The sequence below is a fragment of the Trichocoleus sp. FACHB-90 genome, from assembly GCF_014695505.1.
In the GTDB taxonomy this organism is placed as follows: Bacteria; Cyanobacteriota; Cyanobacteriia; order Cyanobacteriales; family FACHB-T130; genus Funiculus; species Funiculus sociatus.
The window spans coordinates 78,428-100,409 of record NZ_JACJOK010000023.1 but is presented as its reverse complement, the minus strand read 5'-3'; the positions used below and the strand labels follow the sequence as shown (position 1 = coordinate 100,409).

General features: G+C 46.5%; 17 protein-coding genes and 1 pseudogene. 6 read left to right on the top strand and 12 right to left on the bottom strand.

Going from position 1 to position 21,982, the window contains the following annotated elements; all coding sequences use genetic code 11:
- Positions 1-277 precede the first annotated feature (277 nt).
- The 3 genes from H6F74_RS07390 to H6F74_RS07380 all read left to right on the top strand — a co-directional run bounded on the left by H6F74_RS07390 (position 278) and on the right by H6F74_RS07380 (position 4,178).
- A complete protein-coding gene (locus H6F74_RS07390; RefSeq protein ID WP_190438481.1) occupies positions 278-1,102 on the top strand; it encodes a protein-glutamate O-methyltransferase CheR in 825 nt (274 codons plus the stop codon).
- 160 nt (positions 1,103-1,262) lie between these two features.
- Positions 1,263-1,835 carry a chemotaxis protein CheB gene (locus tag H6F74_RS07385; RefSeq protein ID WP_190438413.1) on the top strand — a complete coding sequence of 191 codons (573 nt, stop codon included), beginning with the start codon at positions 1,263-1,265 and terminating at the stop codon, positions 1,833-1,835.
- A 198-nt stretch (positions 1,836-2,033) separates the two neighbouring features.
- A complete protein-coding gene (locus H6F74_RS07380; protein ID WP_190438410.1) occupies positions 2,034-4,178 on the top strand; it encodes a response regulator in 2,145 nt (714 codons plus the stop codon).
- A gap of 122 nt (positions 4,179-4,300) precedes the next feature.
- On the opposite strand, the gene H6F74_RS07375 is transcribed toward H6F74_RS07380, so the two are convergent.
- From H6F74_RS07375 to H6F74_RS07355, 5 genes are all read right to left on the bottom strand, one after another.
- Positions 4,301-5,125 (bottom strand): hypothetical protein, encoded by an 825-nt coding sequence (locus H6F74_RS07375; protein WP_190438407.1) that lies wholly within the window; start codon positions 5,123-5,125, stop codon positions 4,301-4,303.
- Positions 5,126-5,158: 33 nt separating this feature from the next.
- On the bottom strand, positions 5,159-5,344 hold the full coding sequence (locus H6F74_RS07370) for a hypothetical protein (protein ID WP_190438404.1): 186 nt from the start codon (positions 5,342-5,344) through the stop codon (positions 5,159-5,161).
- 149 nt (positions 5,345-5,493) lie between these two features.
- Complete coding sequence (locus tag H6F74_RS07365; RefSeq protein WP_190438401.1) at positions 5,494-5,694, bottom strand: hypothetical protein; 201 nt, start codon at positions 5,692-5,694, stop codon at positions 5,494-5,496.
- A gap of 68 nt (positions 5,695-5,762) precedes the next feature.
- A complete protein-coding gene (locus H6F74_RS07360) occupies positions 5,763-6,887 on the bottom strand; it encodes an RNA-guided endonuclease TnpB family protein (protein WP_190438400.1) in 1,125 nt (374 codons plus the stop codon).
- Positions 6,888-7,100: 213 nt separating this feature from the next.
- Positions 7,101-8,170, bottom strand: a protein-coding gene (locus H6F74_RS07355) for an ISKra4 family transposase (protein ID WP_190438397.1) whose coding sequence is annotated in 2 segments (ribosomal slippage) — positions 7,101-8,014 and positions 8,014-8,170 — 1,071 coding nt in all. Because the reading frame shifts where the segments join, the coding sequence is not laid out codon by codon here.
- 167 nt (positions 8,171-8,337) lie between these two features.
- On the opposite strand from H6F74_RS07355, the gene H6F74_RS07350 reads away from it, so the two are divergent.
- Positions 8,338-9,048, top strand: coding sequence for a gamma-glutamyl-gamma-aminobutyrate hydrolase family protein (locus H6F74_RS07350; protein ID WP_190438395.1), 711 nt, complete (start codon positions 8,338-8,340; stop codon positions 9,046-9,048).
- A 119-nt stretch (positions 9,049-9,167) separates the two neighbouring features.
- Here H6F74_RS07350 and H6F74_RS07345 read toward each other — a convergent pair whose 3' ends face one another.
- Both H6F74_RS07345 and H6F74_RS07340 read right to left on the bottom strand, forming a co-directional pair.
- Positions 9,168-14,417, bottom strand: a complete 5,250-nt coding sequence (locus H6F74_RS07345; protein WP_190438392.1) for an ATP-binding protein — start codon at positions 14,415-14,417, stop codon at positions 9,168-9,170.
- Positions 14,418-14,424: 7 nt separating this feature from the next.
- On the bottom strand, positions 14,425-14,724 hold the full coding sequence (locus H6F74_RS07340) for a helix-turn-helix transcriptional regulator (protein WP_190438389.1): 300 nt from the start codon (positions 14,722-14,724) through the stop codon (positions 14,425-14,427).
- Between the two features lie 224 nt (positions 14,725-14,948).
- Here H6F74_RS07340 and H6F74_RS30895 point away from each other — a divergent pair.
- A pseudogene (locus H6F74_RS30895) lies at positions 14,949-15,221 on the top strand (DUF6745 domain-containing protein); the annotation flags it as partial.
- Positions 15,222-15,280: 59 nt separating this feature from the next.
- On the opposite strand, the gene fghA reads toward H6F74_RS30895, so the two are convergent.
- The 3 genes from fghA to H6F74_RS07325 all read right to left on the bottom strand — a co-directional run bounded on the left by fghA (position 15,281) and on the right by H6F74_RS07325 (position 19,185).
- Entirely contained in the window at positions 15,281-16,129 is an 849-nt protein-coding gene (gene fghA, locus H6F74_RS07335; RefSeq protein WP_190438387.1) for an S-formylglutathione hydrolase, read from the bottom strand.
- A 417-nt stretch (positions 16,130-16,546) separates the two neighbouring features.
- Complete coding sequence (locus H6F74_RS07330) at positions 16,547-17,353, bottom strand: hypothetical protein (protein ID WP_190438384.1); 807 nt, start codon at positions 17,351-17,353, stop codon at positions 16,547-16,549.
- Between the two features lie 92 nt (positions 17,354-17,445).
- On the bottom strand, positions 17,446-19,185 hold the full coding sequence (locus H6F74_RS07325; protein WP_242021887.1) for a D-Ala-D-Ala carboxypeptidase family metallohydrolase: 1,740 nt from the start codon (positions 19,183-19,185) through the stop codon (positions 17,446-17,448).
- Between the two features lie 25 nt (positions 19,186-19,210).
- Between H6F74_RS07325 and H6F74_RS07320 the strand changes: the two genes are divergently transcribed.
- A complete protein-coding gene (locus H6F74_RS07320; protein ID WP_190438381.1) occupies positions 19,211-19,984 on the top strand; it encodes an HAD-IIB family hydrolase in 774 nt (257 codons plus the stop codon).
- 309 nt (positions 19,985-20,293) lie between these two features.
- On the opposite strand, the gene H6F74_RS07315 is transcribed toward H6F74_RS07320, so the two are convergent.
- Together H6F74_RS07315 and lepB are read right to left on the bottom strand one after the other, a co-directional pair.
- The gene (locus H6F74_RS07315; protein ID WP_190438376.1) at positions 20,294-21,082 is read right to left on the bottom strand and encodes a Uma2 family endonuclease; all 789 of its coding nucleotides are present in this window, start codon (positions 21,080-21,082) and stop codon (positions 20,294-20,296) included.
- Positions 21,083-21,185: 103 nt separating this feature from the next.
- The gene (lepB, locus tag H6F74_RS07310) at positions 21,186-21,761 is read right to left on the bottom strand and encodes a signal peptidase I (RefSeq protein WP_190438374.1); all 576 of its coding nucleotides are present in this window, start codon (positions 21,759-21,761) and stop codon (positions 21,186-21,188) included.
- Positions 21,762-21,982 lie beyond the last annotated feature (221 nt).

The window sequence follows — 21,982 nt, the reverse complement described above, 5'->3', positions numbered from 1 at the left end:
ATAATTCAAACATCCTCTAAGGGACTAGCAATTAGATTATGTTTGCCCACGCATACCCACTAATTGCCCGAACAGTGGATATAAGTGGGCAAACTACTATTGCTAAGGGATTAGGGATTAAGGAAGATACCTATTTTCTAGGAGTCTGCCATACTTAGACTTTAATAATTTCGAGAAAGTTGTTTTCTTAAAAACGACTTTCTCGAAATCCTTGCATTTATAAAAATAAAGGAGGTGGAATACTAGCCTTATGCAACTTGCTGATCGCCTTGTCTCCATGAAACAAACTGAACTAGAAGACATAGAAATTCAGTTGCTATTAGAAGGTGTGTATCAGTACTACGGTTTTGATTTCAGAAATTATGCCCCAGCCTCACTGAAACGCCGTATTTGGAACACCATTCGAGAGGAAGAGTTAACTAGCGTATCCGCACTTCAGGAAAAGGTACTCCACAATCCAGGATGTATGGAGAGATTTCTGCTCAATCTCTCCGTCAATGTTACTGCTATGTTTCGCGACCCCACTTTTTATTTAGCATTTAGGCACAAGGTTGTACCGCTATTGCGAACCTATCCATTTATTCGGATATGGTGTGCAGGATGTTCCACTGGCGAAGAAGTCTATTCTATGGCAATTATGCTGCAAGAAGAAGGGCTTTATCATCGGTGCCGAATCTACGCTACCGACATGAACGAAATGGTATTAAGAAAAGCTAAAGTTGGAATCTTTCCCTTGCAAATGATGCAAGAATATACCCAGCAATATATTAATGCTGGCGGTAAAAAGTCTTTTTCTGAGTATTACACTGCCGCTTATGATAACGCTATTTTTAACTCGTCCCTGAAGGAAAATGTCATCTTTTCCCAACATAATCTGGCTATTGATGGTTCGTTCAATGAATTTAATGTTATATTGTGCCGAAATGTTCTGATTTATTTTAATCAATTGCTTCAAGAGCGGGTTCACAATCTTTTGTATGAAAGCCTCGGTAGATTTGGAATTTTGGGATTAGGACGGCAAGAATCACTCAAAGCAACTCCTCACGAAAGACACTATGAAGAGTTGGAAGGCAATGAGAAGCTTTACAGACGGATACGGTGAAAAGGCAAAAGTAACTTCTCGTTCCCAGTGTCTAGCTGGGAATGAAACTATAGGAGGTTCTGCCTCCCCCTGCGGACAGAAATTATAAAAGTTGCGGCAGTTGCCGCAACTTTAGCATTGCCAGTTAGAAGGCTGGAAATTCAGAGACGAGAAAAGAGTTATGGCAGTTGAAATTGTCGTCATCGGTACGTCGTTGGGTGGTTTAGATGCCCTCAGCTGCCTTCTAGCAGGTCTGCCAAAAAATTTCCCCTGTGCTGTGGTTGTGGCACAACACCGCCATAAAGACCCCAACAACGCCTTGTGCAGCGTTCTACAGCAATATAGCCCTCTGCCGCTGACAGAGGCGGAAGATAAACAAGAAATTCAGCCAAGAAGGGTATATTTGGCTCCCGCCGATTATCATTTGCTGGTGGAAGCAGGTCACTTTGCTCTCTCCACTGAGGCTCCTGTCACCCATGCAAGACCGTCTATTGATGTATTGTTTGAGTCAGCAGCTGATGCTTATGGCGATCGCGTTATCGGGGTGATTTTGACGGGAGCAAGTCGGGATGGTGTTTGGGGACTGCTGAAAATCAAAGCACACGGCGGATTAGCTATAGTTCAAGACCCGGAAACAGCAGAAAGTCGTATTATGCCAGAAGCAGCGATCGCATCTGTAGAGGTAGACTGGATTTTGCAGATACACGACATTGCCCCGTGTTTAATCAAACTTTGTCAACCAGCAGTCCAGTAAATAGCAGGCTTGCTACACCTAACAGTATCAGGGCGTTGCATTTAAAAATGTAGAACTGTAAAACTCTTATTTCTACATTCTGGATTCCTGTGCCTGAAGTTTGTAACCTTGGATAGTGGTATCCAATGCTAAATACTGCCAGTCTCAGAAGAACCGCGATTTTATCAATTCCGCCTTTGTTTAACGCACCGCTATAAAATGCAGCCCAAAGATAAAGTTAATGTCCTTTTAGTGGACGATCATCCAGAAAATCTGTTGGCTTTAGAGGCAATACTGGGCAGCCTCGGCCAAAATTTGGTAAGAGCCACATCGGGCGAACAAGCCTTGAGGTGTCTACTAAATCAAGATTTTGCTGTGATTTTGCTCGATGTCCAGATGCCAGGAATGGATGGATTTGAGACAGCGACGTTGATTAGACAACGCCCAGCGTCGCGCTACACCCCCATTATTTTCCTAACAGCATTCAGCACCAGCGACAATTTTGTGTTTAAAGGTTATTCTCTTGGTGCGGTGGACTACCTGCTGAAGCCTCTAGAGCCGGAAATATTATTATCCAAGGTGGCGGTGTTTGTTGACCTGTTTAAAAAGACAGAGGAGGTAAAACGACAAGCTACACAACTTGCAGCCGTCAATGCAAACCTGAGACAAAGTGAAGAGCAATTTCGTTCTTTGAGTGCTTGCTCGCCTGTTGGTATTTTCTTAACAGATATCGAAGGTAACTGTACCTACACCAACCCACGCTACCAAGCTATTTATGGCATCACCCTTGAGGATAGCTTAGGAGAAGGTTGGGCTACCGCAATTCATCCCGATGACCGCGAGGTGGTCTTTAGCAGTTGGTATGCCTGCGCCAATGAAGGCAGGGAATACTCGAACGAGTTTCGCGTACAAACGCCTCATGACGGCATAGTGCGTTGGGTTAATGCCCGCTCATCCCCAATGCTCTCCGCTCAAGGCGAACTTATCGGTTATGTTGGCACAGTAGAAGACATCACCGAGCGCAAAGCCGCAGAAGAAGCACGCGCTCAAATTATTCGCGAACAGGTGGCACGACAGGAAGCAGAGGCGGCAAACCGGGTAAAAGACGAGTTCTTAGCAACCCTTTCCCACGAACTCCGCACCCCCCTGAACTCAATGCTGGGCTGGACGCAACTGCTCCGGAGTCGGAAATTTGATGAAAAGACTACGGCTCGTGCTTTGGAAACGATTGAGCGCAACGCGAAGTTGCAGGCGCAACTCATCGAGGATATTTTGGATGTCTCGCGGATTATTCGAGGCAAACTGAATCTCAATATTTGCCAAATCAACCTGATACCAATTATTGAGGCGGCGATAGATACGTTGCGTCTGGCAGCTGTTGATAAGGAGATTCAACTAGATTTTGAAATGGATTGCTCTTTAAAGGAGGGGGACAATTTATCGAGAACACCCCTGATTGTCTCCGGCGATCCCAGCCGCTTGCAGCAAGTTGTCTGGAATCTTCTCTCAAATGCGATTAAGTTCACACCTGCGGGAGGACGTGTCGAAGTTGAACTGTCAGTCGTCAGGAAATTGTCAAGTTGGAATGTGGAAACGCCAACAGACAGCTATGCCCAAATCAAAGTAAGCGACACCGGCGTTGGCATTAGCGCAGACTTTCTGCCGTATATTTTTGATCGCTTCCGTCAGGCTGATAGCACAACAACAAGGCGATATGGCGGTCTGGGACTGGGGTTGGCGATTGTCCGCCACTTGGTGGAACTGCAAGGCGGTACTGTATTTGCCCAGAGTGAAGGAGAGGATCAGGGGGCGACGTTTATTGTAAATCTGCCACTCCCTGGAAGTAAGGAAGTTGTTTCGGAAGACAAGGGAGACTTGGGACAGGAAGTTACCTTGTCCCCCACTCCTAATTCCGAGCATCCGATAACCCCATCCTCCCATCACTCCCTCACAGGGTTGCAGGTACTGGTGGTGGATGACGATACTGATACTCGCGATTTTCTGACTACAGTGCTAGAAGAATATCAGGTGCAAGTGACGGCTGTGGCATCGGTGCAGGAGGCACTCCAGGCACTTGAACATTTGAAACCAGATGTACTGGTGAGCGATATTGGGATGCCGATGGAGGACGGTTATGGGTTGATCCGCAAAGTCAGATCCTTGGAGGCAGAGCATGGGGAGACGATTCCAGCGATCGCTCTGTCTGGGTATGCTAAGGGTGAAGAGCGATCGCGATCGCTAGAAGCTGGCTTTCAGACGCATCTACCTAAACCAGTGCAGCCAGCTGAATTAATCGCAATGGTTGCCCAACTTGCCCAAAGAGAAAATATCTCGGATTTGGAGCGTTCGGAGACTAATACTTAATTAGGTTTTTTGCTAATAGCTAATGGCTTTTAATAATTAGCCATTAGCTTTTAACAATTAGCCATTAGCCATTAGCCATTAGCCATTAGCCATTAGCTATTAGCTATTAGCTAATTGCCTTTTTAAAACCTTCCGCTTCTGTTGAAATAAACCCGCTCTAGTTCATTCAAGTCTCGGCGCAACATTGCCCAGTCGCTTTCCGCCTGACCGCCCAAACGTCGGCGCTGCATGAAAGTATTTATTTGATATGCGCTAGTTAGCACTTGCTGGACATCAGAGGTAGCAGCTTGACGATCGTTGTAGCGATCGCGCAGCCGATTTGTCGCACTTTCAAAATTTTTGGCATACTGGTTAATTTGGTCTTCGCGGTTGGAACCATCCAGACGAGTGCGGTCTAGTGCTTGGTCGAGGCTATTGCGAAACCGATTGGCGTTTCTTTCTATGTTGTTTACCAGTTGCTGCACTTGCCCATTGTAGGATCGACGATCGCCTCCTGGTGTGGTCGTTCCTGGGGCGATGCGATCTAGTTGCGCCAAGTCCCGACGCAGGCTCGCCCACTCGCGTTCAGCGTCACCTCCCAAACGTCTGCGCTGCATAAATTCATCTATTCTAGCTGCCCTGTTTAGCACTTCCCGAACATCACTGGAAGCAACTTGTCGTCTGTTGTAGCGATCGCGCAGCCGATTTGTCGCTTCTTCAAAATTTCTGATGTACTCGTTGATGTTATCTTCTCTGCTGGAACCATCCATACGGCTGCGATCTAGCGCTTGGTCGATGAGATTGCGAAAACTATCTGTTCTCGTTTCTATCCGCTCTAAAAGTTGCTCAATTTGCCCGTAGTAGCGGCGATCCAGGCTTTGCGCCTGTACCTGTTGGGGAATTATAGTAGGGCTGGCAACGGCAACGAGGAGCGCTGTTAAAAGAACTGGTTTGAATCTGTTGAGCATTTCTCTTTACCTCGAAGTTTAAAATTTGCTGCTTTACTTTTCAAAGAGCCTAATAAAAGCAAAACTTTCCCCTAAGGGGATACCTACGAAAGGAGATTTACTCACATCAGTTCGCCATGCCTTCTCTCCTGTTGGAGGTACTGTACCCGTTAGCGCTTTAATTTTTGCTTCCGATTGGCGCTGCTGTTGGAGAATTCCTTTTGCTTGCAGTTCTGCCAAATTCTGAGACGCTTTTGTAGAGCAGTATGTTCCTTCAGATAGATAGAGGATCGCCCAATTCCTTTAATCTAATACTCGCCATTCCCCAGGCAAATCCGGCAAAAAATCACGACAAATTTGTGCTGGTGTAAAACTTGGGCGCTTTCGGTTCAAGCGATGCCTTCAGGAAGGTACTCGGCTGGAATTGGGCGATCGCTGCGCTCCTCGTCCCATAATAGGGAGATAACCAACCAGCGATCGCCATTTTTGAGCAGTTGAATACTATTGATGCCACGCGCCAGGGGTGTCGGATCGTCTGCCTTGTAGCGGGCATCAAATGTACTAAAAACATGGGCAATATTCCCAAACAATTCCAGACGACAGGAAATTTCTACTTCTTGACATACTCCCCGTCCTCTTATGAGCGGGGATTCTCAGCTCAAACAGTGATTGCAGTCTGAGACTGTCTAACATCACCTAACTGGACAGTCGATGCCCCGACTGCTTGAATATTCTTGGCGGCGTTCTCATCCCGGTCGTTCACCGAATGGCACGACGGACAACGCCATCTTCTTGTATCTAAGTCCAGTTCATCCAAAATATGTCCGCAACAAGAGCAGGTTTTAGAGCTGGGATACCAACGGTCAATGTAGATAACAAACTTGCCTTTTTTCTTGGCAACCCATTCTAGGATTTGAAGAAACTCTCCTAACGCTAAATCAGAAATTTTGCGCCCCCAAAGACGCTGCATTCCCTTGAGGTTCAACGTCTCGAAACACAAAACATCAAATTTATCTGTAAGGTCGTGAGCTTGTTTCCAAAACCAGTCACGTCTACGGTTTACAACGTCTTCATGTCTGCGGACTAGGTGTTTCCTGGCTCGTTCTCGGTTAGCTGAGCCTTTTAGCTTTGTAGAATGCTGCTTTGAAGCTTTACGGATATGGTTGAGTGAAGTCTTAAAAAACTGGGGTGACTCAATCTTAGAACCGTTAGAGCAAGTGAGGAATGTTTTTAAACCGAAGTCAAACCCACCAATTTTACCTGTGCTTGATTTGATTCCTAGTTCATCAACACTGTCAACAACTACAACCATAAACAACTCCCCTAATGGCGTTCGCTTGATGGTCAAAGTTTTAACCGTTCCCTGTATCTCCTTAGAGTTCCAATACTGATAGACTTTGTTCCCAATTTTTATCCGATTACCACCCAAAAACTTATAACCAGCTTGCTTCAGTGTGAAAGACTTGTATTTTTTAACTTTTTTAAATCCCGGTGGTCTAACTCCTTTTTTATGATGCTTAAAAAACAGTTGGTAGGCTTTCTCAATGCGTTGACATATATCTTGGACTGCTTGAGAACCGACTAATTGCCAGAACTCTTTGCGTTTCCGCAGTTTGGCAATATGAGCCTGAAGTTTAGCGCAGTTCAAATGCTTACCCCACATTCGATAATATCGTTTGTGGAGAGCAATACAATGGTTGTAGATTACCCCAGAAGCGTTAATCATCCGCTTGAGGTATCTATTCCGCTTGTGACTGTATAGCTTAAACTTTAGGGTTTTCATGTTATTATTGTATATCTTCCAGATATATAAATGCCATGAAAAAGAGCGTTTTTTTTTAAGATTGACGGACGAAGAGTTCACAAATCTAGAGTCATATTGCGAGGCGATTGGAAGAGCTAAATTAGATGTTTTGAGAGAGTTAATTAAGAGATTAAAGACGAAGAGAAAGCCGCCATAAAAGGGCGGGATTTTAGGGAGCATCCCACTTTTTATTTAGCGAGCAAAGATTAATCCATTAAGATAGGCACAACGGTGAGCAATGACTTGAGGAACATTCTCAATTTTCCACTGTGCGCCAGAAATTTTAGTTCGACGGTCAATTTGTTTAACAGTAGACTCAATGGCACCAGAGCCAATCGAGCAAATTTGCTCGGCTTGGTAATACTGGTAATTGACAATACGGTGTCGATGTTTCTCAAGGTAAACACGAAAATTAAGAGCTTGTTTAAGCGTGCAATTAGCAAAGGCGGCAATTGCATCATCCACTTTACCTGTCCACAAAAGTGCTTTAACGGTGTTTATTCTTTGCATCGAACCGCCAACTTTATAAAGGTTTTCCATCAGATGGAACCAATCAAGTATTTCACGTCGCTCTTGTTCGGGTTTGAACTTACGGACAATATTCCAAATTCCGTCATGTCCATCCCCAATACATGTGAGGATAGGAGCTAAGGGTTGCTTGTTCACCCAATCAATTACAAGATTATTCTCTTGAAATGAAGCGGCTATCGCTGGTACATTGTGTAACCGTACTGCTTTGTAACCTTTCCAGTCACAGGGAAAACCCTGTTGTGTGCGGGTGCGTATATTTCCCCCATCAACACTCAATTCTTTTACTGTTGTTTCTACTTTGGGGAATTCAAAATCTTGACGGTGCACAAGTCGTTGCTGCACACTTCTAGGTACTTCTATCCCGGTCGCATATCTAACGTCTTCGGCTGCACGTTCGTATGATACTGAAGCACTCGTCCTTAAGCAGCATGCTTCTAAATATGGGCTTAATTGGCTATGTGGTTTGAGTTCTAGCTTTTGTGCTTGAGAACTTGTCACTGTTAGTTTTCCAATGATACTTTTTATTTCTCGTTTGTGTCCTGTACTTTCTCCTGTGACATTTTTGATAAAAAAACCCCTACTGTTGGCATGACATGTTCCTGCATTTGAGAGCGTACTACTTCTTCAATCTTGCCTAAGCTTGTCAGTTCCTCCACTGGAGCGTTTTTATAGAGTATTTTCGCTATTGCACGAGCGTGTTCGAGTAACAGTTGGTTTTCTTCTTCTGTCATCACAGTTCCCTTTCCAATCACGAGTACGTGGATTATTCTTTATACCTTCTCATGCTTTATTTACCTTTTTTGGCAGAATAAAAACTGGGTTGCTCCCGGATTTTAGACCCAATTTTTCGGTAACAGCCTGAGAATTAGAACAATATATCAACTGCTAAAATTTGAAAATGAAATCTAAACCGCCACTTATTGGAATCACGACCGCCGGACAGTTGGGAACGAGTCTGTTCTGCGTGCGGGGCGAATATGTAGACGCAGTGAGACTAGCAGGTGGCTTACCCATCTTATTACCGCCGGGAGAACCCGATCCAGGTGCCATTTTAGATCGAGTGGATGGTTTAATTTTATCTGGCGGGGGTGATATTGAGCCGACCCTTTACAATGGTTCATCGCATCCGACAGTTTATAACGTAGATCAGCAACGCGATCGCTTTGAGTTAGCTTTAGCAAAGTTGGTGCTGGCTACAGACATTCCAGTTTTGGGTATTTGTCGCGGTTTAGAAGTGCTGGTGGTAGCAACTGGCGGCAATTTGGTGCCACATTTGCCAGATGAATTTGGGGAAGCGATCGCGCACCGTTCTCATCAGTCTCGCCATTCTGAGCATACTGTAAAAATTTGCCCCCAAAGTCGCCTCGCATCTACGATTGGCATCACAGAGGCGCATATAGTATCTTGGCATCATCAAGCTGTGCGGACAGTTCCGGCGGGATGGCGCGTCACGGCAAAAGCTGGTGATGGTGTTATTGAAGCATTAGAGCATGAAACGCATCCTTGGGCGATCGCTCTCCAATGGCATCCAGAAATGGCACCCCACGATCCGCATCAGCAACGCATCTTCCAGTCGCTAGTCGAAACAGCACGCGATCGCATGATCTAATTTTCAAGAAATAGAGGATGCGATCGCCTGAAGGATATCAAAAGTTTTGATTGGAGCTTCTTCACACAGCAGTCAAACGGGCAAGATTTGACTGTAAGGTGGCGAGGGTTTTGCCTGATTTATGGTAATGATACTAATTCGACGACCATCGCCACCACGACCTCTGGATCAATGGGTTTTGCAACGTGACGTTGAAAGCCTGCTGCCTCCGCTTGCTGTCGATCGACTTCTCCGGCATAGGCAGTCAGGGCGATCGCAGGAATTTGTTTCCCCTCCGGAAGTGCGCGAATTTGACGCATCAGCATATAGCCATCCATCACTGGCATTCCAATATCGCTGATGATGATGTTAGGAACGGATTGGGAGAAAGCTTGTAGTGCGTTAATTCCAGAGGCAACGCTGGTAACGATCGCACCAGCTTGTTCTAAAACAAAAGCCACAAACTCTCTTGAGTCCGTTTCGTCATCGACGACTAAGATGTGAATACCGCTCAAATCACTATCTCTAACGGGTGATGGATCTAAGGTTGGTGATTCAATTAACCGAGGTGCTAAGGGAATTTGAACTGTGAATGTCGCACCTAGCCCAATACCTGGACTGTCTACTGTAACCGTACCACCGTGCATCTCAACAACTTGCCGCGCGATCGCCAGCCCCAATCCCAAACCCCCAAATTTACGAGTTGTGGCTCCATCCTCTTGCCGAAAATGCTCAAACACATAAGGCAGAAAGTCAGGATTGATGCCTTTTCCAGTATCGGTGACTTGAATCTGGGCATGAGTTCTAGTTTGGGTTAACCTAACAGTAATTTGCCCGCCTTGAGGGGTGAATTTCACGGCATTGGATAAAAGATTCCAGATTACTTGCTGCAAACGCCCGGAATCGCCAATTACCATTCCCTGGGAAGGTGAAAAGGTGGTTTTAATTTGCAGTGACTTGGCTTCGGCGGCTAGTCGAACGGTTTCTAAAGCGGCCGAGATCACCATATTCAAGTCAACGGACATCGCCTTCAAACTCAGTTTGCCGCTCAGAATGCGGGAGATGTCGAGCAGGTCATCAATCAGTTGTGACTGGAGTCGGGCGTTGCGTTCGATCGTGGCAAGGGCGGTAGCCGTTTTTGTAGCGTCCAGATTCCCTCGCTGTAACAAGTTCGACCAGCCGAGAATCGGATTGAGCGGCGATCGCAACTCATGAGACAGCACTGCCAGAAACTCGTCTTTAATGCGGTTGGCACGTTCGGCGGCTTCTCGTGCAGTTTGTTCGCGTTGTAGGATTTGTTCGCGTTCAGCTTCGATCCGCTTGCGATCGCTAATATCTTTGAACACGAGCGCAACTTTTCGGGCTTCTGGCTGCCCGGTGCGACAAGCATAAACGTCAAACCAACGGTTCATCGCTTCGGAGCCATTCTCAAAACGAACGGATTCACCCGTCAGGGCAACTTGTCCGTAAATCTTAATCCAGTGGTCTTCAATATCTGGAATTAACTGACGCACCGTTTTACCAACGGCTTGTTGAAGTCCTGTTTGCTGCTCGAAGGCAGGATTGATTTCTAAGAAGCGGTAGTCGATCGGCGTGTCATTGGCATCAAACAGCATCTCAATGATGCAAAAGCCTTCATCGATCGACTCAAACAGCGTTCGATAGCGTTCCTCCGATTGGCGCAGGGCTGCTTCCGCTTGAATTTGATCGGTGACATTCCTGAAATAAACGGTGATTCCCTGTGCGGCAGGGTAGGTGCGGGCTTCGTACCAACGATCGTGGTCGGGATAAAACGCCGTCAGTGAGGCAGCCACGCCGCGCATGGCGCTCCAATAGACCAGCTCAAACTCGCTACCAATCAGTCCTGGGTATTCTTCCCATAAATTCTTGCCAATCAAATCACCCGGAGTGCGATCGAGCAATGTTTGGGCAAATTGATTGATATAGGTGAGTCGCCAGTTCTCATCCGCGGCAAAGAATGCTTCACCAATGCTCTCTATAATATTCCGGCTCTGCTCCTCGCTTTCACTCAAGGCTTGTTCCGCCCGTTTGCGATCGGTGATATCCACCACTATTCCTAACAACCGAGTCGGCGTACCACTGGAGTCACAATAAACACTGCTGCGTACCCAAATCCAATGCACGCTTTGATCGGCGTGGATGATTCGACATTCAAAGTTCCAGTTGGTATTGACTGAGAGGGTTTGTTGAAACTTCTCATTCACAGAGGCGCGATCGTCGGGATGAACGTGGGTTAAGAAAATGTCGTAGCCCCATTCCGGCAGCAGCGACTCATAGCCAAAGATTTGATCGTGTCTGAGCGATCGATGAGCAGTGTAAGGCTGCGTCGTGAGATCGAGATCCCAATCGCCAATTTGGGAGGCATCTAACATAAATCGCAGCCGCGCCTCACTCTCGCCCAGTGTCGCCTCAGCCTGCTTACGATCGGTGATGTCAACGGCAACGCCGTAAATCACTTGTTCTTCTGGGTATGGCTGGGCATTCCAGAGCAACCAGCGATAGGAGCCGTCTTTGTGTCGATAACGGTTTTCAAACGTAAAGGTTTCGTGGCCGGAGAACAGACTGTCGGTTTCTGCAATGGAGGCGCTGAGGTCGTCCGGGTGGACAAACTCAGTCCAGGGGCGGGATGTCATTTCGTCCGATGTCCAGCCGAGGGTTCGTTCAAAGGTTGGGCTGAGCCAGTGGAAATAGCCGTTTATGCCCGTAATCACTTGCAAATCTGAACCGACGGCAAGAAACCGTTCCCGTTCCTGCTCAACTTTTTTGCGCTCGTTGATATCCCGGAAGAAAAGAGACAGCCCAGTTGGTGAAGGATAAACGTGAACCTCAACCCACAAATCAAACGGCCCATAATATTCCTCAAATTCCACCGCGACCTGCTCGCTGAGCGATCGGCGATACTGGAATTCAAACTGATTGCCGATCGTGCCTGGGAAGGCTTCCCACATCGTTTTGCCCAGAATTGCTTCTAAGGGAGTTCGCGACACTCGTTGTGCGGCTGGGTTGGCGTAGGTAATGCGAAAGTCGAGATCCATTGCCATAAACGCATCGGTTACGCGCCCCAGAATGGTTCGCTCTCGCACTGTTGCTTCCTGTCGCAGCCGTGCCAGTTTCATACTTGCTTCTACCTTTACCAGCAGTTCACGCGCCGAGAACGGTTTAATCAGATAGTCGTCGGCTCCGGCTTCGAGTCCTTCAATGCGGGCTTCTTCGCCGGCGCGGGCTGATAAGAGAATGATGGGAATGTCTTGGGTTGCGGGATTAGAACGAAGACTTCGCAACAACTCAAACCCATCCATCCCCGGCATCATCACATCGCTTAACACCAAATCGGGTGGATTGTTCTCAATGGCACTCAAAGCAGCAACGCCATCGGCGACGGTTTGAACAATATAAGAACGGCTCAGGAGCCGTCGAATATAATCGCGCATATCAGCGTTATCATCTGCCAATAAGATTTTTGATTGAGCGACCTGATTGGCTGGTGCCAGATTTAAGTTAGTAGAATTATTGTCTAATTCAAAATCCAAAATCGGCAATCTAAAATCGCCTTCTGGCAACCACCGTTGAGCTTCTTCAACATAGGGTATTGCCCCTAACGCCGTTGATGCTAACGTGCAACTGGCACCAATTTGCTCCGGCTCCAGATGAGCTGTTCCGGTGGGAATCGTCACCGTAAAGCAACTTCCCTGCCCGAAGGTGCTGGAAACCGCGATCCCTCCCCCATGTAGTTTGACGAGTTCTTGCACCAGTGATAGCCCGATACCAGAGCCTTCAAAACTCCGTCCTTGAGAATTTTCGACCCGATGAAATCGCTCAAATAATTGTGGTAATTCTTCAGGCGGAATACCGACTCCTGTATCCGCAACCGATAATTTAACTTGAGAATCTACCCACTGCAATCGAACAGTAATTGAGCCAGATAACGTAAACTTAAAGGCATTTGATAAAAGATTGAGAACGATTTTTTCCCACATTTCGCGATCGACATAAATCGCTTCGGGCAAGGGTAGACAATCAACAATCAGCGACATTTCCGCCCGTTCAATTAGCGAGCGAAACGTGCTGGCAAGTTCCGCCGTATAAGTTGCCAAATCTAGAGGTTCATAAGCTGCTTGGACTCGACCTGCTTCGATGCGTGAGAAATCGAGCAAGCTATTAACGAGTTTGAGCAGTCGCATTCCATTGCGCTGCACCAGTAGTAATTGTTCGTGTTCTTGAGGTGGAATGGTTCCCTTCAAATTCGCGATCGTGTCTTCTAAGGGAGCCAGCATTAAGGTCAGCGGCGTGCGGAATTCGTGCGACACATTGCTGAAGAAAGTAGTTTTAGCGCGATCGAGTTCTGCCAGTGCTTCCGCGCGTTTGCGTTCTGCTTCATAGGCTTGGGCATTCGCGATCGCGGTGGCAATATTGCTGGCAACCAGGTCAACAAAGCCCCGGTATTCATCATCAAAAGCACGTCGAGGGCTAACTCCAATAACCAGAAACCCTGTTAACTGATGCTTTTGACCCGCCTGAGCGATTGGCAAGACGATCGCCTCCTTCGAGGGTTCATCCCAGGCTCCGCCAGAGAGCATCCCAAACCGGGACATTACATCAACAATCTCAGCATCCCCAGTCTTCTTAACCTGGGCGAACTTCCAGCAATCAGTTGCTTGAGTCAAGTCAACCTGCTCAGGGCTGGCGGGTGTCCCAGCGTCTATCCTGACCGTTCCCACCAGTCGAGCCTTCTCATCCTGTTCGACCAGGTACAGCAAGGCAAAGGGAATGTCGTAAGGATTGTTCGCAAGAGTGGCGCTAACAACGCGATAGGTCTCCTCAACCGACTTGGCTTCTGGGGTACTAGCGGCGAGTTCTCGTAACGTTCTGAGCCGCCGCTCACCAATCACCCGTCGGGTTGTTTCAGTCACAGCCGTAAACGCCCCTCCCACCTCGCCTGTTTCTAGAAAAATTGGGCTGTAGGAGTAGGTGAAAAAGGTTTCCTCGGTGTACCCGTAGCGATCGACTAGCAGCAGCATATCGTTAGACCAAGTTGCCTGTGCTGTTTCCAGTACGCTATTAAGCTGCACGCCAATAATGTCCCAAATTTCTGACCAAACCTCTTGTCCGGGTCGTCCTAGTGCCTTTGGGTGTTTAGTCCCCAGGATGGGTTGCCAAGCATCGTTGTAGAGCAACACTAATTCTTTGCCCCACCAAATGACCATTGGGAAGCGGGAGTTCAACACTAAAGGCACAATGGTGCGTAAGCTTTGAGGCCAGGTTTCGATCGCCCCCAGCGGCGTTTGCGACCAGTTGTGCGATCGCATCAACGCACCCATCTCGCCACCACCCACAAACAAATTCTCAGATAATGTGCTGACTTCACCCATGACACGCCTATCCTTCGTGTGAGAAGTGCTGCGTTAGCAGCCGTTGGATTCCGGCTCGAAGCGTTTCTGAAGAAGACTGGCTCAGTTGATCAATTAGTGCTAGTACGCGAAGCTGTTTTATTGCCAGAGGTGAAAACTGAATATGCCCGTTTCCCCACCGATTGATAACCGCGTAAGCAACACCCAGTGTCTCTGCAAGCTGCGCCTGAGCCAGGTTGGTCTGCCTTAGTTCATCAATTAATTTGCCAACTTCAGGCTGCTCCAGCACAGATGTGGTGTTGACTGCTACCTTTTTAGGAAAGCCCATAAAAGTGGTACACGTAACAAATGTTAGAGTTCTTATCCATCATAGAGTAGAAAAAAGCAATGTTCTGCCCTTATAGATAAATGTGGAGTTATATGGCAAAAACTAAGCTTAAAAATCTTACTCCTAAACAAGAAGCACTGATTCCGGTAATCCGTGAAAAATGGAGAGCAATTGTTTTCTCCAAAGGACTAATTAATCGCTAAAAAGCTAAAGAAGCGGTTCAAGCGGAACTGAAGCGAGTATTAATTCAAGGGATTGGCTACGACCGAATCTGCCAAGAATTACAAGCGACTGCGTTAGATACTTGGCAAGAATACACCTTATTAAAAATAGATAATAATGTCGATGCCGAGCCAGTTTACCTGTTAAAAATGACTCGCCCTAACACTGGATTCATTCACGCCTTGCGTGTGCCGTCTGATGTTAATTGAGCTAGAAAAGCAATTCGCTGGGTGAATTGGGGAATCGATTCTGAAGAATTTTCCGTGCAAACATGAAAATGCTTCCTCAAAACCACTTTTCCTCCTTCCCAGTCCGCAGCCTGGGAAGGAAAAATTTAGCTACACAGCGCGATCGCATGGTGGCGGATGTGGTCTTCAATGAAAGTAGCGATAAAGTAGTAACTGTGGTTGTAGCCTTCTTGGTAGCGCAAAGTTAGCGGTTGTCCCGCTTCTGCACACGCTTTTTCAAACGCCTCTGGAAGCAGTTGTTCGGCGAGAAACTGATCTGCTGTGCCTTGGTCGATGAGAATGCTGCGGTTAAATTTGGCACTCAGTACCAATTCGCTTGCATCGTAGTCGCGCCAGCTTTCCTTATCTGCGCCAAGGTAGTTACTGAAAGCTTTCTGACCCCAAGGACAGCGCATCGGTGCGGCAATGGGTGCAAAAGCTGAAACCGATTTATAAATATCAGGGTTTCTTAAAGCACATACTAAAGCTCCGTGTCCGCCCATCGAATGCCCGAAAATCCCCATATTTTCAGGTTGTACCGGGAAATTATCGGCAATTAGAGCGGGTAATTCGCGAACAACATAGCTGTACATTTGATAATGCGATCGCCACTTTTCCTGAGTAGCATCAACGTAAAATCCCGCACCTGTACCAAAATCCCAATCTTTATCTTCACCTTCAATTCCCGTATTGCGAGGGCTGGTATCTGGTACAACGAGCATTATCCCGTACTTAGCAGCAAATTGTTGTGCGCCAGACTTACCCATAAAGTTTTCTTCAGTGCAAGTCAAACCTGAGAGGAAATAAAGAACTGGTACTGGTGCTGATTTTGCTTGCGGCGGCTGATAGACAGAAAATCGCATTTCGCTGTTACAAGTATCAGAAACATGGCTGTAAAAACCAACTTTACCGCCAAAACAAAGATGTTCAGAAACCAGTTTGGGAAACGCTGACATAAGGGTTCATCCAATAGTATGCCCACACTCCTTTGCGGTTGATGCTCCGCAAACGAAGCCGTAGCGTTGGCAGGCTTGATTATACAGGCTTTGTTTATGTAACGCCAGACTAAAGTCTTGAGCGGAGCGCTCGATAACTAAGCTGAGCTAATCCAATTTTGGATTAGAAACTATTGCATATATAGCACAATACGGTTCAGTTAAAAATAATTGTAGTACCCCGTCTATCATAAAATGTTTGGTTAATTGTAGGAAATGGTTGAGGTGCGCGTTACCCAACTTTATCAGGATTTTGTTGGGTTGCATCACTTAACTATTCCCTACTATTAATAACTAGAGCGATCGCTCTTCTGTTTCCCCGACACATGAGGCACCTCAGTAATAGCATTCTCAGGCTGAGCCTCTTAACGAGGAAAATTAAGTACCAGCAGCGCGCTTCGTGCGAAAACTCACATTCACCCCATCGCTTAATTGCTCTAGCACCAACAGAGGTGTTGGCTTTGCCTTCTGATCCCAATTTAGTTTTACAATGCGCCCTTGAATTGTTGGTTGCCAAGTATCGTGATCGTCTGCTGGAGAGAGGAATGTTTCGATACAGTCAATAATTTGGCTAATCGTAGCAGAAGTAGCCTGAGTCGGTAATTTCATTAACTTAATTTGGATGCGGAAAAGCACCCGTTTAGAGCGCTTCGTACCGTCTCCCGTCTCATAAGAAACATCAAAGATTTCATCCACTTGACGAGCTTGCGTACTAGCAATTCCAACCGCTGCTTGCGATGCTTGAGTCGGACGGAGAGCTAAGGTGATTAGTTCTTTAACTCTAACTTTAATTTGATTGACGACCGCAAAGTGAAACACCTCCTCATCCATTCGCATTCTCAGGTAGTCTAAGTTGAACTCCCGCGAGTTAACCAAGTCAGGATTGCTTTCCATTCTATGAATAGAATCAAGCGCCAACTTTAACTTTTTCTGGAGGTCTTTGATTTTAAAATCTTGTAACTTGGTTCTCTTTGCTATCTCATTAGATTTGATCTTGACAAATACTCCCCCAGCAACCAGCAGTAAAGCCAGTCCTCCGGTGGTGAACATCCAGATTGACGGTGGTTGAGGGTTAGCAGCTGCGGCTGCTTGTTGTGCGGTTTGAGTTTTTTTGGCTGGGAGCTGAGTCTTCTTAGCAGGGGTTTGAGCTAAAAGAGAGTCTACAAAAATGATGGGAGTGGACATATAGGCTACGGCTAGAAATTGATGTCTATTATCAGGATGCCCAAAGTAAAAGTTAAAAATGAAAAATAATTTAATTTTCCATTTTTATTGATTTAGTTTTGCCACCGTGTGCGGTGACATCGCGCATCAATATGGCATAGGTTTGGAAATCGGGTGTAGCGGCCCAAGCCACCAGACCACCAGGGGTCGAGGAACCAATAAAGTTGAGCGCCAGAAAGCCCCTCGCAGGTGAAGTCTATTGCATCCCCAACAATATGACGGCTGTATAATGCGCCACCAAGCGCTCGATTAATGGCTGGTGGTCGATACCAGCTGGCGACTAAGATTGGCCGTCCAATGCGATCGCGTGCTTTCTGTGCCATTTTAGCAATCCGGACGATCGCATCTAAAGTCTCTTGATTGGGTGGCATCCAGATACCTCCAGAGGTAGCTTCTGCCCAGGTAAAGTTGCCATCCGGCACAATCGCAGCCGACAGTTGAATATTTTCTAGCGTCCAGTGTTCGGGACGCTCTTTAAAGATAACTGGCATTGGCTTGGGTGGAGAATCCGGGGAATCTTTCCGCGCCTTATCTATGCGTTTGAGATCGTCGAACAGGGAACGGATGGCTTGATCTCTAGTCACATTGCGCCAAAGTTGAACCAGACGAATTAAAGCTTCCCGTTGGTAATCGAGTTCTTTATATTCAATAGGCAAACGGCGGACAAACTCTAGTAATTCATTGTCCAACTGGACGGCAAGATGAGACAAGGTAGTGCGATCTGCGGTACTGCTACTCAACATTTGGGGATCGATGCCCAAAGCCGCCAGCGCCGCCGCACGCGAGTCTAATTTCCGCCAGAGTCGCAATAACTCGGTGAGGGCATGGCGTTGGGTTCCCGTTCCTTGATAATACTGGGGGATAAACTGCACAAAGGCAATCAGTGCGGGATCAATTATTTTGATTCCAGTTTCGGCGGACGTGTTGTTCAAAGATGCGATCGCATCTTCCCGCGACTGGAGTTGTCGCCACAGCTGAGTTAGGCGCAGCAGTGCTTCCCGTTGATACGGATAACCAGAGTAATTTTGGGCAACTTGCTGGATAAATTGCTTCAGGGGAATATCTAGCGCCGATTCATCGAAGTTGTCTTCAGCTAAGGCTTGATCCCCCCTAACCCCCCTTTCCAAGGGGGGAGAAAAGTCCCCATTTTCAACGGGGGTTGGGGGGATCTTCTGCAAAGATGCTACGGAAAGCTTTGCGATCGCATCTTCCCTGGTATCCAAGTGATGCCATATCCGCAACGCTTCCAGCGCCGCATCCCGTTGTTGAGGCAAGCCTATATAATAATCAGCAACACGTTCCACCAAACTTAGTAACGCCTGATCCAGATAAGCAAGATTTTCCGGCAAGCCTGCCACCGAAAAATCTATAGCCATGTCTTTCAGGTAAGCTTGCAGTAGCGCATCAGCGTTACTTGCTTCCAAAAGCGCCGCCGTGGGTTCGCTGGCAGATGGTACATAACCAGCAGCGACAGATTGAAGGAAGCGATCGCTATAACGACCTTTTTCCAAATCCCACATTTCGGCACCTTTCCACCCCTGAGCAACTAAACTGTTGCACAGACTTCCAATAGTATTAGCCGCATATTGCACCTGTTTGGGAAAAGAATCCACCTCTTCCAAAGGAATCCGGTTAGCCGGGGAGATCCCCAGCCCCTTTTCTGTGTCCGATAGCGACGGTGAAGAGTGTACTTGATAAAGCGCCGCCAAAATCGGCTTGTGGATGCCCGTGCGTTCCGCTTCTAAAAGATAGTAGTAATTGCGCTGGTTTGGTGTCAGTGTTGGCATAGCCATTTTTTTTTCCCACTAAAACCACTTTATGATGACTTTCCTACCGCTTCATCAAGCTAATATGAAGAATTACTTGAAAAATGTTCGTCTAGTTGCAACCGACATGGATGGCACCTTGACGAGCCAAGGCAAGTTTACCGCAAGTTTACTCCAAGCTTTAGAAAATTTAGCAGATGCCAGCATTCCCGTGCTGATTGTCACCGGGCGTTCCGCTGGCTGGATGAGTGGTTTAAGCGCGATATTGCCAATTGCGGGTGCATTAGCAGAAAACGGCGGTTTATTCTACGCATCTGGCACCGAAACCCCAGTAACTTTAACCCCCATTCCCGATATTGTCGCCCACAGACAACAGCTTTATCATATTTTTGACCAACTCAAATCTAAATTTCCTCATATTCAAGAATCTGGTGACAATCGTTTTCGCATCACGGATTGGACATTTGATAATCGCGAACTGACACCCGATGATCTGCAAACTATAAACACATTCTGTCAAGAATTGGGCTGGAGTTTCACCTATAGTTCCATACAGTGTCACATCAAACCAAAGCAACAAGATAAAGCAATTGGGTTGCTGAAAGTATTAACCGATCACTTTCCTCAATACACACCAGAACAAGTTGTCACAGTTGGCGACAGTCCCAACGATGAAAGTTTATTTAATCCTCAATATTTTCCCGTTTCTGTTGGTGTGGCAAATGTTTTAGAGTATGCGAATCAGTTAACTCATCAACCCGCTTACATTACCACGTTTGCTGAAGGCGAAGGATTTTGTGAATTAGCAAAATTACTTTTAAAATAGAGTGGGATGGATTTTTTATAGTCTGCATTCCTATTATCTTCGGGCAAACGCTTACAAAAACCTCCCTTTCAGTCTTAAAAGCCAGCCTACCCAGGCTTAGTTGGTTCGCCCTTAACTTTTGTTCAGAAATAATTCAAATTAGTGATGTTTGGAATACATTAAGTTATGCTGAATGTCAAGTGAGCGCATAACACTCTAATTGAAGTTAATTGTAATTCAGACGAATAACATAACGAGTTAATACTTAACTGGCACCAATTACTAAAAAGCGATCGCATTCGTTACGGAGTAGCAACGCGATCGCGCTATCTAAAGGTCATCGGGATTAATTCCCCGTTCTTGTAACTTAGCCATTAAGTCTGCAAGCTGCTGTTGAACGCCCTCAGCACGTTCGCGTTCAGTTTCAGCACGTTGACGTTCAGTTTCAGCACGTTGGCGTTCAGTTTCAGCGCGTTGGCGTTCAGTTTCAGCGCGTTGGCGTTCCTGTTCAATGACATTCTCAGGAGCAGGGAAGCGGTTTCCGTCCTGGTCATACCAGTAGAGCCAATCACGAGTCCAACCATGATGCGTCCCCGACTCGTACCCAATGCCTAAATCAATTTCTGGTATCCATACTGGGTTGCCAAACTGTCGGATATAAACCCCATTTTCTAACTGATAAACTTCAAAAGGATCGTGCTTGTCCCGCCGCCAGTAATCAGGGTTGTAGATAACGTAATACAGCGCCCCGATGCTGGCATATTTGGCCATTTTGTCCTCATATTCCCCGCCTTTTGTTTGGGAAACATATTCTAAGACAAACTGGGGGACAACCTGTTCTTGCCAAATTAAATAGCTGAGTCTTCCTCGGTTACTCTTGTGTCGCGGTACTCCTAAACTTAAGAAACCATCCGGTACAATTGCTGGCTGTTGGGGGTCATAATAAACTCCCATATTGATCCCAAAAAACCAGTCCGTGCGGTTTGCCCATAATAGACATAGGATGACGCGCAGCAGATGAGGAATCAAAAGTTGAAATTCGTTATCCACAGGGGTATTGTCCGAGTTGGGCAGATCCTCCTCTGTGGGAAGGTACTGCAACGGATTGTACTGTATCATATAAGACTTCTCTTTTATCCTGATTGCTTGCATTTTAGCAAAGTAATCAGGGTTTTCTGCCTGGCAATAAAGCGTTTCCTTACTGGAGCGATCGCGTCTGATTTCACCTAGTAGAATTATTAGTAAAATTTGGCTTCAATTTGCCCAAACGGTCGAAAGGCCAGAAGCGCACAAATGCTTTACCGATGATGCGATCGCGTGGTACAAAACCCCAGTAGCGACCATCATAACTATCTTTGCGGTTGTCACCCAATACTAAATAAGAATTAGCCGGTACAATAACAGGGCCCCAATCTTCCCCCTTAGTATCTCCAATATAGTTTTCCCGCAAAAGTTTATCATTTATATAAACTCTTCCGGCTTTAATTTCTACTTTTTCTCCCGGCAATCCGATCGCACGTTTAATAAATGTATCGTGGAAATTTTGTTGTTGTAGCTTTTCTGTGGGTGAAAACAACACAATGTCGCCACGCTGAGGATTTTCAAAGTGATAACTTACCTTATCCGCCATCACGCGATCGTTAACTTCCAGGGTAGGCAACATAGATCCGGAAGCAACATAGCGGCTTTCGGCAACAAAGGTGCGAAACCCAAAGGCAAAAATTAGGCTTAGTCCAACTGTTTTAAAACCCTCAAGCCAAACATTATTAACTTTCATCTGCTGATGTTTATCTGTCATTTTTGCCCCCCTTGATATAGTGTTGCTTTAGTTTACTTCGCTAAGCCTTGAAGACGCTAAGCTGAGGTGATTGTGCCATTTTGTGGAATGTAAAGGGCTGTAAAGCAGATTGCCCATGTCTACAACGTCTCTCGACAAGTGGGTTGGGAATGCGTCTCGACAAGTGGGTTGGGAATGCGATCGCTATTTTCACATTTACCTGAAGATACTGGTACGGTAGC